General features: G+C 62.1%; 14 protein-coding genes. 13 read left to right on the top strand and 1 reads right to left on the bottom strand.

From position 1 onward, the window contains the following. Window positions 1-2: 2 nt before the first annotated feature. From OKW41_RS40435 to OKW41_RS40385, 11 genes are all read left to right on the top strand, one after another. Window positions 3-890 (top strand): ParB/RepB/Spo0J family partition protein, encoded by an 888-nt coding sequence (locus OKW41_RS40435; protein ID WP_429453820.1) that lies wholly within the window; start codon window positions 3-5, stop codon window positions 888-890. A gap of 577 nt (window positions 891-1467) precedes the next feature. Then, window positions 1468-2013, top strand: a complete 546-nt coding sequence (locus tag OKW41_RS40430) for an ATP synthase subunit I (protein WP_429453822.1) — start codon at window positions 1468-1470, stop codon at window positions 2011-2013. 165 nt (window positions 2014-2178) lie between these two features. Continuing rightward, the gene (atpB, locus tag OKW41_RS40425; RefSeq protein ID WP_429453824.1) at window positions 2179-3030 is read left to right on the top strand and encodes a F0F1 ATP synthase subunit A; all 852 of its coding nucleotides are present in this window, start codon (window positions 2179-2181) and stop codon (window positions 3028-3030) included. Window positions 3031-3111: 81 nt separating this feature from the next. Further along, a complete protein-coding gene (gene atpE / locus OKW41_RS40420; protein WP_007180033.1) occupies window positions 3112-3381 on the top strand; it encodes a F0F1 ATP synthase subunit C in 270 nt (89 codons plus the stop codon). 136 nt (window positions 3382-3517) lie between these two features. Next, window positions 3518-3988, top strand: coding sequence for a F0F1 ATP synthase subunit B (locus OKW41_RS40415; protein WP_429453826.1), 471 nt, complete (start codon window positions 3518-3520; stop codon window positions 3986-3988). 2 nt (window positions 3989-3990) lie between these two features. Beyond that, window positions 3991-4530, top strand: coding sequence for a F0F1 ATP synthase subunit delta (locus OKW41_RS40410; RefSeq protein ID WP_429453828.1), 540 nt, complete (start codon window positions 3991-3993; stop codon window positions 4528-4530). 56 nt (window positions 4531-4586) lie between these two features. After that, window positions 4587-6128 (top strand): F0F1 ATP synthase subunit alpha, encoded by a 1542-nt coding sequence (atpA, locus tag OKW41_RS40405; RefSeq protein ID WP_184036907.1) that lies wholly within the window; start codon window positions 4587-4589, stop codon window positions 6126-6128. Between the two features lie 140 nt (window positions 6129-6268). Further along, complete coding sequence (gene atpG, locus OKW41_RS40400; RefSeq protein ID WP_429575924.1) at window positions 6269-7153, top strand: F0F1 ATP synthase subunit gamma; 885 nt, start codon at window positions 6269-6271, stop codon at window positions 7151-7153. A gap of 101 nt (window positions 7154-7254) precedes the next feature. After that, the gene (gene atpD, locus OKW41_RS40395; protein ID WP_090802401.1) at window positions 7255-8649 is read left to right on the top strand and encodes a F0F1 ATP synthase subunit beta; all 1395 of its coding nucleotides are present in this window, start codon (window positions 7255-7257) and stop codon (window positions 8647-8649) included. 158 nt (window positions 8650-8807) lie between these two features. Then, the gene (locus tag OKW41_RS40390; RefSeq protein ID WP_008917918.1) at window positions 8808-9233 is read left to right on the top strand and encodes a F0F1 ATP synthase subunit epsilon; all 426 of its coding nucleotides are present in this window, start codon (window positions 8808-8810) and stop codon (window positions 9231-9233) included. A gap of 234 nt (window positions 9234-9467) precedes the next feature. Next, window positions 9468-11198: an AMP-binding protein gene (locus OKW41_RS40385; protein ID WP_429575923.1), complete on the top strand. Its 1731-nt coding sequence runs from the start codon at window positions 9468-9470 to the stop codon at window positions 11196-11198. A gap of 789 nt (window positions 11199-11987) precedes the next feature. On the opposite strand, the gene OKW41_RS40380 is transcribed toward OKW41_RS40385, so the two are convergent. Beyond that, complete coding sequence (locus OKW41_RS40380; protein ID WP_429575922.1) at window positions 11988-12779, bottom strand: transporter substrate-binding domain-containing protein; 792 nt, start codon at window positions 12777-12779, stop codon at window positions 11988-11990. 294 nt (window positions 12780-13073) lie between these two features. On the opposite strand from OKW41_RS40380, the gene hemE reads away from it, so the two are divergent. Beyond that, window positions 13074-14174, top strand: coding sequence for a uroporphyrinogen decarboxylase (gene hemE, locus OKW41_RS40375; RefSeq protein ID WP_429575921.1), 1101 nt, complete (start codon window positions 13074-13076; stop codon window positions 14172-14174). A gap of 474 nt (window positions 14175-14648) precedes the next feature. Then, the gene (locus tag OKW41_RS40370; RefSeq protein WP_429575920.1) at window positions 14649-16886 is read left to right on the top strand and encodes a primosomal protein N'; all 2238 of its coding nucleotides are present in this window, start codon (window positions 14649-14651) and stop codon (window positions 16884-16886) included. Window positions 16887-16900: the final 14 nt, after the last annotated feature.

Below are 16900 nucleotides of genomic sequence, written 5' to 3'. Positions count from 1 at the left end.
CGATGAACGCAGTAGCAAGAAAGAAGGGACTGGGCCGCGGTCTGGAGGCATTGCTCGGCGGCACCGCCGATATCACCGAGGCAGCGGTGATCGACGGCGCGCCGAACGTATTGCCGCTCGGCAAGATGCAGGCGGGCAAATACCAGCCGCGCATCCGCATGGACGAAGGCGCGCTGCAGGAGCTTGCGGCGAGCATCCGCGCGCAAGGGCTCATGCAGCCGATTCTCGTGCGTCCGATCGCGGCGGATCGCTATGAGATCATCGCGGGGGAGCGGCGTTTTCGCGCGGCGCGGCTCGCGGGCCTCGACGAGGTGCCGGTGCTTGTGAAGGACGTGCCCGACCAGGCCGCCGCGGCGATGGCGCTGATCGAAAACATCCAGCGCGAGGATCTGAATCCCCTCGAAGAGGCCCAGGGTATCCAGCGCCTGCTCGACGAATTCAATTTCACGCATGAGCAGGCGGCAGAGTCGGTGGGCCGTTCGCGCAGCGCGGTGTCGAACCTGCTGCGTCTGCTGAACCTTGCGACACCGGTACAGACGATGTTGCTCGCCGGCGATCTCGACATGGGTCACGCTCGCGCGCTGCTCGCCGTCGATGCCGCGACGCAGATCACGCTGGCCAACCAGGTCGTCAACAAGCGCCTGTCTGTGCGCGAGACGGAAAAGCTGGTTGCGATGACCACGAAGGTGACGCCGGCGGCCAAGGCCCGCGCGAATCCGGACGGCGGCCGTGACACGCGACGCCTGGAAGAGGAACTGTCGGACCTGCTGTCCGCTACGGTGAAAATCAAGCTCGGCCGACGCGGTCGCGGCCAGGTGCTGGTGGACTTCGGCGATCTCGACGCGCTGGAAGGCATTCTGGTTCGTTTGCGCGGGAACGCGAACGTCTGAGCGCAGATTGGCGCTCAGCAGGCAAGGGTGGTGAACGGCTGGCGGCCTGTGCATGAGCACTGCCGCGAGTTGGTCTACCTCGGTGCGAGATCGACTATTGTGGATTCCAAAACAACCGATGCACGAATAATCAGGAATCCTAGCTTCAGACGCTCCACATTCACGCGATAATCATCCTGACGCGCCGCTATCAAAAGCGACCCAATCATCATCGAAATTTGCGGTGAGGCTGATTCCGCTCATTAGAAGAGCTATCCCGTTCAGCCCTTAAAAAAGAGGCATTTGTTGCATTTTCGAGACGTCCGCCGCTGCGTCGGAACGCACTGCCAACGAGCTTCGATCCACGCGACCACCCGCGCGGGTTTTGCCGCCCCCCGCCCGCCTTACATTTGACGTGTTTCGCATCGTTAGCGTACGTTTTACCGCATCGTGAAGGGAAGTTTCACGCGGTTATAGGCTGGCCTAAAGTCTTGAATTGCCTGCAACTATCGCTTACAATCGCCCGGATTTAATTGCACGGCAACCCCGTAAGCGCTGCGTAAACTCGCGGGCTGAACGAGACTTTCGGAACATTGCGATGGCGGTCAAAACGTCGAATCTGTCGCCGGAGAATGGTGACGACAGACACCGCGCTGAACGCTCCGCACCCGAGATGTCCTCCAGTCGGCAGTTCGATCCGGCCGAAGCGTGGGATGACGCGCAGGATGATAACAATATCGTTCCGCTCACGCGGGCCGAGGCGGAAAAGCTGTTTGGTCCCGGCGTGGGTCGTCCATCGCGCGTAACGCCGTTCAGGGTCGTCGCAGCGCAAATGGTTTTGTCCCTGGTCGCAACGCTGTTGTGGTGGCTGTTCTACAAGCCGCCGGGCGCTGCTGCGCTGTCCGCGTTCCTCGGAGGGGCGATCTGCTGGGTGCCGAGCGCGTTGTTCGCGGCACGACTGAAAAAGCAGGGCGGCGCCGAGACCGTGATGAGCTGGATGATCGGCGAAGCACTCAAGATGGGGACAACGATTGCGATGTTTGTCGCAATCGCCTTCTGGTATCACGACGTACGCTGGATTCCGCTGCTCGTGACCTACCTCATCGCGCTGAAGACTTACTGGATCGCCTTGGCGTGGCGCTAAGGTAGCAGCACAAAAAACAGCAGCAAAAAGAATTTAAGGCCGGCGCGTAGCGCCGGCATGGGTGTGCGGGTGAGACAGGGCCCGCACCCGGCGCGTTCCCGCGACACAGTATTCCGGCGGGAGCGGCCTCGAACGATTTTCGACAATTTGGGTGGCTTTAACGATATGGCAGCTAGCGAAGGCACGCGCGCAATGGATCCGTCCGAGTACATCGCGCACCACTTGCAGAACTTTTCCACCGCACACCAGACGTCGATTTTCGACATCCATGTGTGGAATCTCGACACCCTTTTCTGGTCGATCGTGTGCGGCCTCGTCACGATTTTCGTGCTGCATCTGGCAGCCCGCAAGGCAACGGCCGGCGTGCCGGGTCGCTTCCAATGCGCGATCGAAATGCTGGTCGAAATGGTCGAGGATCAATCGAAGGCCATGATCCACGGCTCGCGCACCTTCATCGCGCCGCTCGCGCTGACCGTGTTCGTCTGGGTCGCGCTAATGAACTCACTCGACTTCATTCCAGTCGACCTGCCGGGCCGCGTGATCGGCTGGCTGGGACTCTCCGAAGTCATCCCGCATCACCGCCTCGTGCCGACCGCCGACCTGAATGGCACGATCGGCATCGCGCTCGGCGTGTTCGTGCTGATGATTTACTACAACTTCAAGATCAAGGGCGCTGGCGGCTTCGTGCATGAACTGCTGTCCGCTCCGTTCGGCGCGCATCCGCTGCTGTGGATCCCGAACCTGGCACTGAACATCATCGAGTTCGTCGCGAAGACGGTCTCGCTCGGCATGCGGTTGTTCGGCAACATGTACGCGGGCGAACTGTTGTTCCTGCTGATTGCCCTGCTCGGCAGCATCTGGAGCTTCGGCGCGGACACGACGGTGCTTGGCTTCATCGGCCACGTGGTCGCCGGCACAGTGTGGTCGATCTTCCACATCCTGATCGTTCTGCTGCAGGCGTTCATTTTTATGATGCTGACGCTGGTGTACATCGGCCAGGCACACGACACGCACTAACCTGCGTTGTCGGCAAAGAATCGTAGTTTTTTAAATCCCAGTTCCAACCAGTTCTAAAAGACTTTTCACAAAGGAGTGATCATGCAAGCTTTCATCGCCAACATCCAGGGTCTGACCGCCATCGGTATCGGCATCATCATCGGCCTGGGTGCTATCGGCGCCTGTATCGGTATCGGTCTGATGGGCGGCAAGTACATCGAAGCATGCGCCCGTCAACCGGAACTGATGAACCCGCTGCAAACCAAGATGTTCCTGCTGGCTGGTCTGATCGATGCGGCGTTCCTGATTGGCGTTGGTGTGGCAATGCTGTTTGCGTTCGCGAACCCCCTGCTCTCGAAGCTGGCAGGCTGAGGTTCCTCGGAGGTTTGCGCCTGAGCTATAACAGGTAAAGGCGCAGGGCGGAACGGGTACTGGGGCGCTGATCGAGCAGAATCGATGAGCGCCTTGCCGTTTCACTTTCCGAACTAGCAACGTTTAAGGAAACACCGTGAATCTCAACGCAACCCTGTTTGCGCAAATGGTCGTGTTCCTGATCCTCGCGTGGTTCACGATGAAATTCGTGTGGCCGCCACTGATCAACGCCATCGACGAGCGCGCGAAGAAGATCGCCGACGGTCTGTCCGCCGCGGAAAAGGGCAAGCAGGAACTCGAAGCCGCTCACAAGCGCGTCGACCAGGAACTGGCTCAGGCTCGCAACGACGGCCAGCAACGCATCGCCGACGCTGAAAAGCGCGCAGTCGCAGTCGCCGACGAAATCAAGGCTCAGGCGCAGTCGGAAGCCGCCCGCATCATTGCGCAGGCGAAGGCCGACGCGGACCAGCAAGTCGTGAAGGCGCGCGAAGCGCTGCGTGGCGAAGTCGCTGCACTCGCTGTGAAGGGCGCTGAACAGATCCTGAAGCGCGAAGTCGACCAGGCAGCTCATGCTGACCTGCTGAATCAACTGAAAGCAGAGCTCTGATCATGGCCGAACTTGCAACCATCGCCCGTCCGTACGCGGAAGCGCTGTTTGGCGTGGCCGAAGCTGGTGACATCGCCGCCTGGTCCACGCTCGTGCAGGAGCTGGCACAGGTTGCGCGTCTGCCCGAAGTGCTGTCGATCGCCTCGAGCCCGAAAGTGAGCCGCGCCCAGGTTAGCGATCTGCTGCTGGCTGCGGTCAAGTCGCCGCTCAAGGACAACGCGCAAGCGAAGAATCTGGTGCAGATGCTGGTGGACAACCATCGCCTGCAGCTGCTGCCGGAAATAGCCTCGCAGTTCGAAGAGTTGAAGAACGCCCGCGAAGGGGCAGCAGATGTGCTGATCGTCAGCGCATTCCCGTTCGAAGGTGCGCAGTTGAACGAACTCGTCGCAAGCCTCGAACACAAGTTCAAGCGCAAGCTGAAGCCGACGGTCGAAGTCGATCACTCGCTGATCGGCGGCGTACGCGTGACGGTCGGCGACGAAGTGCTCGATACCTCGGTCCGCGCGCGGCTCGCCAGCATGCAAACGGCCCTGACGGCCTGAAGCGCTTCGCGTTTTAGCGGCTGGCACGCAACAGAATTGACTATCAGGAGCGAATAATGCAACTCAATCCCTCTGAGATCAGCGAGCTGATCAAGAGCCGGATCCAGGGCCTTGAAGCGAGCGCAGACGTTCGCAACCAGGGCACCGTGATCTCCGTGACCGACGGTATCGTGCGCATCCACGGCCTGTCGGAAGTGATGCAGGGCGAAATGCTCGAATTCCCGGGCAACACCTTCGGTCTCGCGCTGAACCTCGAGCGCGACTCGGTCGGCGCCGTGATTCTGGGTGAATACGAACACATTTCGGAAGGCGACATCGTCAAGACGACGGGCCGCATTCTGGAAGTGCCGGTGGGTCCGGAACTGCTCGGCCGCGTGGTCGACACACTCGGCAACCCGATCGACGGCAAAGGCCCGATCAACGCGAAGAAGACCGATGCAATCGAAAAGATTGCTCCGGGCGTGATCTGGCGTAAGTCGGTTTCGGAACCGGTCCAGACCGGTCTGAAGTCGATCGACGCGATGGTGCCGATCGGCCGTGGCCAGCGTGAGCTGATCATCGGCGACCGCCAGTGCGGCAAGACCGCAGTCGCAGTCGACGCGATCATCAACCAGAAGGGCAAGAACCTCTTCTGTATCTACGTCGCGATCGGCCAGAAGGCTTCGTCGATCATGAACGTGGTGCGCAAGCTGGAAGAAACCGGCGCGCTGGAATACACGATCGTCGTGTCCGCTTCGGCTTCGGAATCGGCCGCGATGCAATACCTCGCGCCGTACGCCGGCTGCACGATGGGCGAATACTTCCGCGATCGCGGCCAGGACGCGCTGATCGTTTACGACGACTTGACCAAGCAGGCTTGGGCATACCGTCAGATCTCGCTGCTGCTGCGCCGCCCGCCGGGCCGTGAAGCTTATCCGGGTGACGTGTTCTATCTGCACTCGCGTCTGCTCGAGCGTGCTGCTCGCGTCTCGGAAGAGTACGTCGAGAAGTTCACCAACGGTGAAGTGAAGGGCAGGAGCGGTTCGCTGACGGCACTGCCGGTCATCGAAACGCAGGCAGGCGACGTGACCGCATTCGTTCCGACGAACGTGATCTCGATTACCGACGGCCAGATCTTCCTTGAAACCGACCTCTTCAACGCAGGTATCCGCCCGGCAATTAACGCTGGCGTGTCGGTGTCGCGTGTGGGTGGCGCGGCTCAAACGAAGGTCGTGAAGAAGCTGTCGGGCGGTATCCGTACCGACCTAGCGCAGTACCGCGAACTCGCTGCGTTCGCGCAGTTCGCATCGGACCTCGACGAAGCGACCCGCAAGCAGCTCGAGCGCGGCCGCCGCGTGACGGAACTGCTGAAGCAGCCGCAGTATCAGCCGCTGCAAGTGTGGGAACTGGCTGTGTCGCTGTTCGCGGCGAACAACGGCTATCTCGACGACCTCGAAGTTGCTCAAGTCCTGCCGTTCGAAAAGGGCTTGCGCGACCACCTGAAGTCGAGCCATGCTGACCTGGTCAAGCGTATCGAAGATACCAAGGAACTCTCGAAGGACGACGAAGGCCTGCTGCACACGGCCGTCAAGGACTTCAAGAAGTCCGGCGCTTATTGATCCGCGAGTGATCCGCAAGGCATAAACGGACCTTGAAGCGGCGCGGGCCGCATGCGAATGCTCCCGCGCTACTTCGGCCGCATTGCATGGGACCCGAGTAAGCGCTAAAGAGCTAACTCGGGCCGACAAAGGAGCAAGCAATGGCTGGAATGAAGGAAATTCGCGGCAAGATCAAGAGCGTGCAAAACACGCGCAAGATCACGAAAGCGATGGAGATGGTGGCCGCATCGAAGATGCGCCGCGCTCAGGAGCGCATGCGCGCTGCTCGCCCGTATGCCGACAAGGTCCGCGATATCGCCGCGCACATGAGCCGTGCGAACCCGGAGTATCGTCACCCGTTCATGGTGTCGAACGAAGGCGCGAAGGCGGCCGGCATCATCCTCGTCACGACTGATAAAGGTCTGTGCGGGGGGATGAACACCAACGTGCTGCGTGCGTCGCTGCAGAAATTCAAGGAACTGGAAGGCCAGGGCAAGACGATCGAGGCAACCGCGATCGGCAGCAGGGGTCTGGGCTTCCTGAACCGACTGCAGGCGAAAGTCGTGTCGAACGTCGTGCAACTGGGCGATACGCCGCATCTGGAAAAACTGATCGGCGCTGTGAAGGTGCAGCTCGACCTGTACTCGGAAGGGAAGATTTCGGCGGTGTCCCTCGCGTACACGCGCTTCGTCAACACGATGAAGCAGGAGCCGGTGATCGAGCAGCTGCTGCCATTGTCGGCGGACCAGTTCGAGCGCACGGAAGAAGAGGGTACGACGCCGAGCACGCAGTGGGACTACATCTACGAGCCGGATGCGCAGGCAGTGGTGGACGAACTGCTGGTGCGTTATGTCGAAGCGCTGGTCTATCAGGCCGTCGCGGAAAACATGGCATCGGAGCAGTCGGCCCGCATGGTCGCGATGAAAGCCGCTTCGGACAACGCGAAGACGGTCATCAACGATCTGCAGCTCGTCTACAACAAGAGCCGTCAGGCCGCGATCACGAAAGAACTGTCGGAAATCGTCGGTGGAGCGGCGGCCGTCTGACCCCGGTCAGGCAGGTCGTTGCGTGTGCGCCCGAGCGGCGCGCCCATCGGAGAAACTGCGCCTTTGCGCGAGTGAAGAATTGAGTATCTAAAGGAAAAGCGATGAGTACTACTGCTTTGGTAGAAGGCAAGATCGTACAGTGCATCGGCGCGGTGATCGACGTGGAATTTCCGCGTGAAACCATGCCGAAGATCTACGACGCGCTCATTCTGGAAGGTTCGGAATTGACGCTCGAAGTCCAGCAGCAGCTGGGCGACGGCGTGGTCCGTACCATCTGTCTGGGTGCTTCGGATGGTCTGCGCCGCGGCACGATCGTGAAGAACACGGGCAACCCGATCAGCGTGCCGGTCGGCAAGCCGACCCTCGGCCGTATCATGGACGTGCTTGGCCGTCCGATCGACGAAGCCGGCCCGATCTCGAGCGAAACCACGCGTGCGATCCACCAGAAGGCTCCGGCGTTCGACCAACTGTCGCCGTCGACCGAGCTGCTCGAAACCGGCATCAAGGTTATCGACCTGATCTGCCCGTTCGCGAAGGGCGGTAAGGTGGGTCTGTTCGGTGGCGCCGGCGTGGGCAAGACCGTGAACATGATGGAACTGATCAACAACATCGCGAAGGAACACGGCGGTTACTCGGTGTTCGCCGGTGTGGGCGAGCGTACCCGCGAAGGGAACGACTTCTATCATGAAATGAAGGACTCGAACGTTCTCGACAAGGTCGCGCTGGTGTACGGCCAGATGAACGAGCCGCCGGGCAACCGTCTGCGCGTCGCGCTGACCGGCCTGACGATGGCCGAGCACTTCCGTGACGAAGGCCTCGACGTGCTGTTCTTCGTCGACAACATCTACCGTTTCACGCTGGCCGGTACCGAAGTGTCGGCACTGCTCGGCCGTATGCCGTCGGCAGTGGGCTATCAGCCGACGCTGGCTGAAGAAATGGGTAAGTTGCAAGAGCGTATTACGTCGACCAAGACTGGTTCGATCACGTCGGTGCAGGCCGTGTACGTCCCTGCAGACGACTTGACCGACCCGTCGCCGGCTACGACCTTCGGCCACCTCGACGCAACCGTCGTGCTGTCGCGTGACATCGCTTCGCTCGGTATCTACCCCGCGGTGGACCCGCTCGATTCGACCTCGCGTCAGATCGACCCACACGTGATCGGCGAAGAGCACTACTCGATCACGCGCGGCGTGCAGCAAACGCTGCAGCGCTATAAGGAACTGCGCGACATTATCGCGATTCTGGGCATGGACGAACTCGCGCCGGAAGACAAGCTCGCCGTCGCGCGCGCTCGTAAGATTCAGCGTTTCCTGTCGCAGCCGTTCCACGTCGCTGAAGTGTTCACGGGTTCGCCGGGCAAGTACGTGCCGCTGAAGGAAACGATCCGTGGCTTCAAGATGATCGTCGAAGGCGAGTGCGACCACCTGCCGGAGCAAGCGTTCTACATGGTCGGCACGATCGACGAAGCCTTCGAAAAAGCCAAGAAGATCCAGTAAAGGTCGGGTGTAACGAAGCGGGCGCCGACCTCGCGCATCACGGCTGCCAAAACGGTAGTGTTGCGCAAAGCCAGCGTCTCTGATTACGCTCAACCCGCCTTGCATGGGACGGGAGTCAGCGCTAAAGCGCTAACTCTCGTCGACAGGAGTCGACACATATGGCAACCATTAAAGTAGACGTCGTCAGCGCGGAAGAGGAAATCTTCTCGGGCCAGGCGAAGTTCGTCGCGCTGCCAGGCGAAGCGGGTGAACTCGGCATTCTGCCGGGCCACACGCCGCTCATCACGCGGATCCGTCCGGGTGCGGTGCGCATCGAAGTTGAAAACGGCGAAGAAGAGTTTGTGTTCGTCGCCGGCGGCATCCTCGAAGTCCAACCGGGTGCAGTGACGGTTCTCGCCGACACCGCGATCCGCGGCAAGGATCTCGACGAAGCCAAGGCCGAAGACGCACGCAAGCGTGCGGAAGAGGCGTTGCAGAACACGGGCTCGAACCTCGAGTACGCGACCGCACAGGCGGAACTCGCGTACGCGACGGCGCAACTCGCGGCAATCCAGCGTCTGCGCAAGCTGCGCGGCCAGCACTAAAGCAGCACGTAGTAGAAGAAAGCAGCCTGCGCGGCTGCTTTTTTTTGACAGCTAGTTGACGTTTACGTAAAGGTCGGCAAAATCCACGAGAAAGGAGAAACGGACGGTCGCCGCTCGCCGCGGTCGATGCGACGCGGTGCGGGTAAGACTTGATGCCGGCCGGATACGCGCCGGTGCACAATCGATTTCAAATTCATTTCAATCGAGCGCGCTTGCGCTCACGGAGACAACACCATGGCAACGCATAGCTCGGGAGAAGGTGCGCTCATCGAACCCGCGGATGGACTGTCGTATGTGCGCGGGTCGACTGAAAATCCGTTGAGCGAAGCGACCGTCGGCGAGCTTCTGCGCGACACCGCGGCGCGCTTTCCCGACCGGCCGGCCGTGGTGTTTCGGGAGCAGCGCATACGTTGGACGTGGAGCGAATTCGCGCAGGAAGTGGATGTGCTTGCGTCCGGCCTGCTTGCACTCGGCATCGCGAAGGGCGATCGCGTCGGCATCTGGTCGCCGAACCGCGTCGAGTGGCTGCTGACGCAGTTCGCGACCGCGCGTATCGGCGCGATCCTCGTCAACATCAATCCTGCCTACCGGCTCGCGGAACTCGAATACGCGCTGAACAAGGCCGGTTGCAAGGCGATCATCACCGCCGAGCGCTTCAAGACGTCGATGTACCTCGAGATGCTGCAGGAACTCGCGCCCGAATTGCCGACGCAGCCGCCGGGCGAACTGCATGCCGCGCGGCTGCCGGAACTGCGCTACGTGATCCGCATGTGCGACACGGAGACGCCAGGCATGCTGAGCTTTTCCGACGTGATCGAGCGTGGCCGTGCGTCGTTCGACGCCACTCGGCTCGATGCGATTGGCGCGACGCTGTCGTGCCGGGAGCCGATCAACATCCAGTTCACGAGCGGCACGACGGGCAATCCGAAGGGCGCGACGCTGACGCATCGCAACGTCGTGAACAACGCGCGCTATATCGCGATGGCGATGCGGCTCAGCGAGCAGGACGGCCTGTGCATTCCAGTGCCGCTGTACCACTGCTTCGGGATGGTACTGGCGGTGCTCGCGTGCGTGTCGGTCGGGGCGAACATGGTGTTTCCGGGCGAGGGCTTCGATCCGGCCGCGACACTCACCGCGACCGCGGAGGAAAAATGCACCGCGCTGCACGGCGTCCCGACGATGTTCATCGCAGAACTCGACCATCCGACCTTCGCCGCGTACGACTTCTCGCGGCTGCGCACCGGCATCATGGCGGGCTCGCCGTGCCCGATCGAGACGATGAAGAAGGTCGTCTCGAAGATGCACCTGAGCGAGATCACGATCGCCTACGGCATGACGGAAACCAGCCCAGTTTCGTTCCAGAGCTCGACGACCGATCCGCTCGACAAGCGTACGACGACAGTCGGGCGCATCCAGCCGCATCTCGAAGTGAAAATCGTCGATCCGCTCGGCAATATCGTGCCGGTCGGCGAAACGGGCGAGCTATGCACGCGCGGCTACTCGGTGATGCTCGGTTACTGGGGGGACGAAGCGAAGACGCACGAGAGTATCGTCGACGGCTGGATGCACACGGGCGACCTGGCGACGCTCGACGCCGAAGGCTATTGCAACATCGTTGGCCGGCTGAAGGACATGCTGATTCGCGGCGGCGAAAACATCTATCCGCGCGAGATCGAGGAGTTTCTGTTCCGTCACCCGAAGATCCAGAGCGTGCAGGTGTTCGGCGTGCCCGATACCAGGTATGGCGAAGAAGTATGCGCGTGGATCGTGCTGCGGACCGGCGAACAGGCGACGGCAGAAGAAATCCAGCAGTTCTGCCAGGGACAGATTGCGCACTACAAGGTGCCGCGATATATCCGCTTCGTCGATGAACTGCCGATGACCGTGACCGGCAAGGTGCAAAAATTCGTGATGCGCGAACGGATGATCGGCGAGTTGAAACTCAGAGAGGACAAGACGGCATGACGCCGCCGCAGCACGCTGCGCAGCCAAATATGCCAAATAGGTGCGGTAGAACAGGAGTTGCGCGGCGAGGATTCGTCGCGCGCAAACGTTTGAGCAGGCGAAAAAAAAGCGGGCCTGGAGCCCGCTAAAAACCACACGCTACGGGGTTAGCGCGAGGAGACCAAAGATGGGACGGTTATCTCGACGACCCTGCGTCGATGACGGCCCCAGCAGGGATGCCCCTTTACAGGGCTTCGGCAAGCGCCGACCGGCAAGTGCATCGTATCCGCTCACACCACGCACACAGCCACATCCGTGTTGAAACCGTTGAGGGCATTGTGGGCGAATTACCCTATGAACGCGGTAACAAAGTGTTTCAGGTTGTAACGCCCGCCAGATAAGGCGCTGCGGGATTTATTACCAAAATGAAACCTTTAAAACGTAGTTATTACCGATGACTATGCCGCAATTTAATATGCATGATTGATGCCATTCACGACGCATAGTGCAGTAGAAATGGGGTCACTAATCAGCGTGAAATGGTTGCGTCTGCAGCTTTCGAGCGACGAATTTCCTGCGGAACAAGCGCTGTGACCCTGCCCCGAAATACGTCTCGATTAGACGAAAACTTGTGAAGCGATGCGGCAAAGCGAATCCGCCTGGGTTGTGTGTTAAAAAGGGGCGTATCGCTGCGCCCTCGACCCGACGACGTCGCGCTTCGTTACATCATCGCCGGCACCAAATCTTCAGGCCTGGCAGGCCGCCCTCGCAATCAGTCAGCAGCTGACAGCCTCAACGGACACGGTCGGCTTACTTCAACCACTTGTCCGAGATGGCCTGATACTCGCCGGTCGCTCGAGCGAGATGCAACCACTGATCGACGTATTGCTGGAACGCGACATCCCCGCGCGGTAGCAACCAGGCCTTCTCGCCGTACTGGAACGGCTTGTCCGGATGCACCGAGCAGAGGCCGGGATTGAGTTTCTGCTGCAGCAGCGTTTCCGACGCATCCGTCACCATCACGTCCGCCTTGCCCGCGAGGATCTGCTTGAAGATCGTCACGTTGTCCGGATAAACGGTGACGTTTGCGTGCGTGAAGTATTGCTTCGCGAACTTCTCGTTGGTGCCCCCCGGATTGACGATCACTCGTGTGGACGGTTGATCGATCTGCGCGACCGTCTGATATTTGTTGACGTCGTCGCAACGGACGATCGGCGTTTTGCCGTCGATCATGTAAGCCTGTGTGAAGAACGCATGCTTCTGGCGCTCGAGCGTCGGCGACACACCGCCAATGCCGATGTCGCACCTTGCGACGAAGTCGTTCATCAGGTTCGACCACGACGTCTTGACGAACTCGACCTTCACGCCGAGCGACTTCGCGAGCGATTCAGCCATGTCGATATCGATGCCCTCGAACTGGCCATCGCCCTTGTAGAACGAATACGGCTTGTAGTCGCCGGTAGTGCAAGCGCGCAGCGTGCCGCGGCTGATGATGTCGTCGAGCCTGGACGGCGCGGGCGCGGCGTTTTGCGCGCTGGCTACGCCGACGTGCATCAGGACGCCGGCGAGCGCGCCGAGCATTGCGAGTGCTGCCTTCTTCATCGAGTCTCCTGGTGGTGTGTAGTGTGTAATTCATCGGTAAAGCTGTCGGATAGTAGCTTGGCAGCGCGGGCTTGAACATCGGCCGTTCAGCCAGGGCGACCCGGGCAGCGGAAGACACCGACCCTGACCAGTGCGGGCAGTGGCGGCCGGTCGCTGATCGAGGTGCGTCCGAGCTGCTTCCCGCCCGCTTCCCTCGACGCGCCGTCGCAACATTCATTACCCCGCGACGCGCGATGTCCGGAGCCGCCTCCGGTAAAATGCTCCTTTGCCCTCAGCTCTTCAGTCGCACGCAACGTGACCCATCAACTCCTGAACGACACTTTTCTGCGCGCGCTGCTGCGCCAGCCCACCGACTACACACCAATCTGGCTGATGCGGCAGGCTGGCCGCTATCTGCCGGAATACAACGCCACGCGCGGCCGCGCGGGCAGTTTCCTCGGTCTCGCGAAGAACCCGGCTTTCGCGACGGAAGTCACCTTGCAGCCCCTCGATCGCTATCCGCTCGACGCCGCGATCCTGTTCTCCGACATCCTGACCGTGCCCGACGCGATGGGCCTCGGTCTCGAGTTCGTCAACGGCGAAGGGCCGAGATTTGCCCGTCCGGTGCGCACCGAAGACGACGTCGCGCGCCTCGCGGTGCCCGACATCGACGCGACACTGCGCTACGTGACCGACGCCGTGCGTGAAATCCGCTCGGCGCTGAAGGACGCGCAAGGTCGCCAGCGCGTGCCTCTGATCGGCTTCTCAGGCAGCCCGTGGACGCTCGCGTGCTACATGGTGGAAGGCGGCGGCTCGGCGGACTTTCGCACCGTCAAATCGATGCTGTACGCGCGTCCCGATCTGCTGCAGCGGATTCTCGAGGTCAACGCGCGCTCGGTCGCGGCATATCTGAACGCGCAGATCGAAGCTGGCGCGCAAGTGGTGATGATTTTCGACACATGGGGCGGAGCGCTCGCCGATGGCATCTATCAGCGCTTTTCGCTGCGCTACATCGAGCAGGTGGTCAGTCAGCTGAAGCGCGAACACGACGGCGAAAAAGTGCCCGTAATCGCGTTCACGAAGGGGGGCGGCTTGTGGCTCGACGACATCGCCGCGAGCGGCGTCGACGCGGTGGGCCTCGACTGGACCGTGAACCTCGGCAAGGCGCGCGAACGTGTCGGTGGCAAGGTGGCGCTTCAGGGCAACATCGATCCGTCGGTGCTGTTTGCGCCGCCTGCCGCGATCCGCATGGAAGCGCGCGCGGTGCTCGACAGTTTCGGCAATCATCCCGGCCACGTTTTCAATCTGGGTCACGGCATTTCACAGTTCACGCCGCCAGAGCATGTTGCTGAACTGGTCGACGAAGTGCATCGTCACAGCCGCGCTATTCGTAGTGGTGCACATAGGCCCGCGTGAGAGTGTAATCATTACCGTTTCTTGTTGCGCTGCAGCGAATTGGGCTCTCGCCCTAAGGACCGCAGCTCCGCGAATAGGCCGCCAGATGGTGGTCTTACGAAAGTCAAGGGCTGACTTATGCACACTTCGCACGCTGCGGCGCGGTAGAGACTTTAATCGTGCCCCGACCCTTGCACATAGTCGGCGCATTTGATCTGAGCCTTGTCCGGCAAGGGTTTGCGGCGCGCGTGATGAAATGTGCGGAATCCCACACAAGGCCGTCGCGGCGCCGTTTGCGGCCCGTCGAAGCGAAGTTCTCAACAAAGTTATCCACAGGGCCGCGAGCCGAGCGCAATTGTTCAGTCGAATCCAAAACTTAGCGGTGAAATTAAGGTTTTACTTTAACTTCTACGGCTTCGCGTCCCGTGCAACCCACCCCGCGCCGCGAGTTGGCCTCGTGCCGGCTCATCCTCAGCGCCACGCCGAGTGAGCGAAATGTTCGTCCGCGTCGCGCTCGACCATCCGCTGCCGACCCTGTTCGACTATCGCTGCGACATCTCCGCGGCGGCTGTCGTGGGCACGCTAGTCAGCGTTCCGTTTGGGAAGCGGCACGTGGTGGGGCTCGTTTGCGAAGTGACCGCTCACAGCGACGTGCCGGCCGAGCGCCTGCGTGATGTGGATCAGGTCTGCACGGCGTGTCCGCCGGTGTCGGCACATTGGCTCGCGCTCGCCGCATTCGCCGCGGACTACTATCAGCGCGGTCTCGGCGAAGTGGCGCTGCCGGGGCTGCCGCAGGCGCTGCGCGACGCGTCGCGCTGGTCGCGGCTGTTCGCGCCGGAAGAGCGCTATCGGTTAACGGCCGAGGGCCGCACGGTATTGCCTGACGCCTTGCCCGCCCGCGCGACGGCGCTCCGAGCGCTCGCGCAAGCGCTCGCTCGAGCCGACTTCCTCCTCGCTGCCGACGCCCGCGCGCTGCATCCGAAGGCGCTGGCGACACTCGACACATGGCAGACGGCAGGCTGGGTCACGCTCGATGTGATCGACGCCGCCGCGGTGCCCGCAGCCGCGTCGCTGCCGAACATGCCCGCGCCTGCCCTGCCAACCCTCACCGACGAACAGACGAGTGCGGTCGAAGCGATCCGCGACGCCCACGGCTTCGCACCGTTCCTGCTGCACGGGGTGACGGGCAGCGGCAAGACCGAGGTGTATCTGCGCGCGCTCGCCGCGATTCTGGCCGGCAACCCCGATGCGCAAGCGCTCGTGCTGGTACCGGAAATCAACCTGACGCCGCAGTTCGAGGCGGCGTTCCGCGCCCGCTTCGCCGCGCTCGACGCCAGCGCGATCGTCACGCTGCATAGCGGCCTCGCCGAAGGCGAGCGCGCCCGCAACTGGTTCGCCGCGCATACCGGCCGCGCGCGCATCGTGCTCGGCACGCGGCTCGCGGTGCTCGCGTCGCTGCCGCGGCTGGCGATCATCGTCGTCGACGAGGAGCACGATCCGGCCTACAAGCAGCAGGAAGGCTTGCGCTATTCGGCGCGCGATCTCGCGATCTATCGGGCGAAGCAACTCGGCGTGCCGGTCGTGCTTGGCTCGGCGACGCCGTCGCTCGAGAGCTGGTGGCAGGCAGATCAGGGCCGCTACGAGCGGCTCACGCTGTCGCGCCGCGCCGTCGCCGAGGCCGCACTGCCGAGCGTGCGTCTCATCGATCTCGAAGACGAGCGCCGGCGCGGGCGGGCATCGATCGAAGGTTTGTCGGGCCCGTTGATCGCCGCGATGAAGGCGCGGCTCGAACGCGGCGAGCAGAGCCTCGTGTTCCTCAACCGCCGTGGCTACGCGCCGCAACTCGCCTGCGACGCGTGCGGCTGGGTGGCCGGTTGTCCGCGCTGCAGCGCCTACGTCGTGCTGCACAAGCCCGAGCGCGCGCTGCGCTGCCATCACTGCGGCTGGGAGTCTCGTATCCCGCGTTCGTGCCCGGAGTGCGGCAACGTCGATATCGCACCGCTCGGGCGCGGCACGCAGCGCGTCGAGGAAACGCTTGCGAGCGCGGTGCCGGGCGCCCGTGTGCTGCGTATCGACGCCGACAGCACGCGCCGCAAGGGCAGCGCGCAGGCGTTGTTCTCGGACGTGCACGCGGGCGAGGTCGATATTCTGGTCGGCACGCAGATGATCGCGAAGGGACACGATTTCCAGCGCGTGTCACTGGTTGGCGTGCTGAACGCCGATACCGCGCTGTTTTCGCATGATTTCCGCGCGAGCGAGCGCCTGTTCGCGCAGCTGATGCAGGTGAGCGGCCGCGCGGGCCGCGCCGGTCTGCCGGGCGAAGTGCTGGTGCAGACGCGCTATCCGCGTCACGCGCTGTATCACGCGCTGTGCCGTCATGACTACGTCGGCTTCGCCAATGCGACGCTCGCCGAGCGACGCGACGCGCACCTGCCGCCGTTCGTCTACCAGGCGCTGTTGCGCGCCGAAGGCCGCACGCTCGAAGCCGCGCTCGCGTTTCTGCAGCAGGCCGCCGCCGAACTTGCGCGGATTCCTGCCGCCGAGCGCGTCACCGTCTACGACGCAGTGCCGCTCACGATCGTCAAGGTGATGCACGTGCATCGCGCGCAGCTGCTGATCGAAAGCGCATCGCGCGCGGCGCTGCAGGCTACGCTGCGCGCGTGGCAGCCACTGTTGCGCGCGCTCAAGGGCGTGCTGCGCTGGAACCTCGAAGTCGATCCGCTCGACATCTGACGCCACGGGCCAGA

Origin of the sequence: Paraburkholderia sp. UCT70, assembly GCF_050434085.1 — a bacterium.
Lineage (GTDB): Bacteria > Pseudomonadota > Gammaproteobacteria > Burkholderiales > Burkholderiaceae > Paraburkholderia > Paraburkholderia tuberum.
The sequence above is the reverse complement of the archived record's forward strand: the minus strand, read 5'-3'. Positions and strand labels throughout refer to the sequence as shown.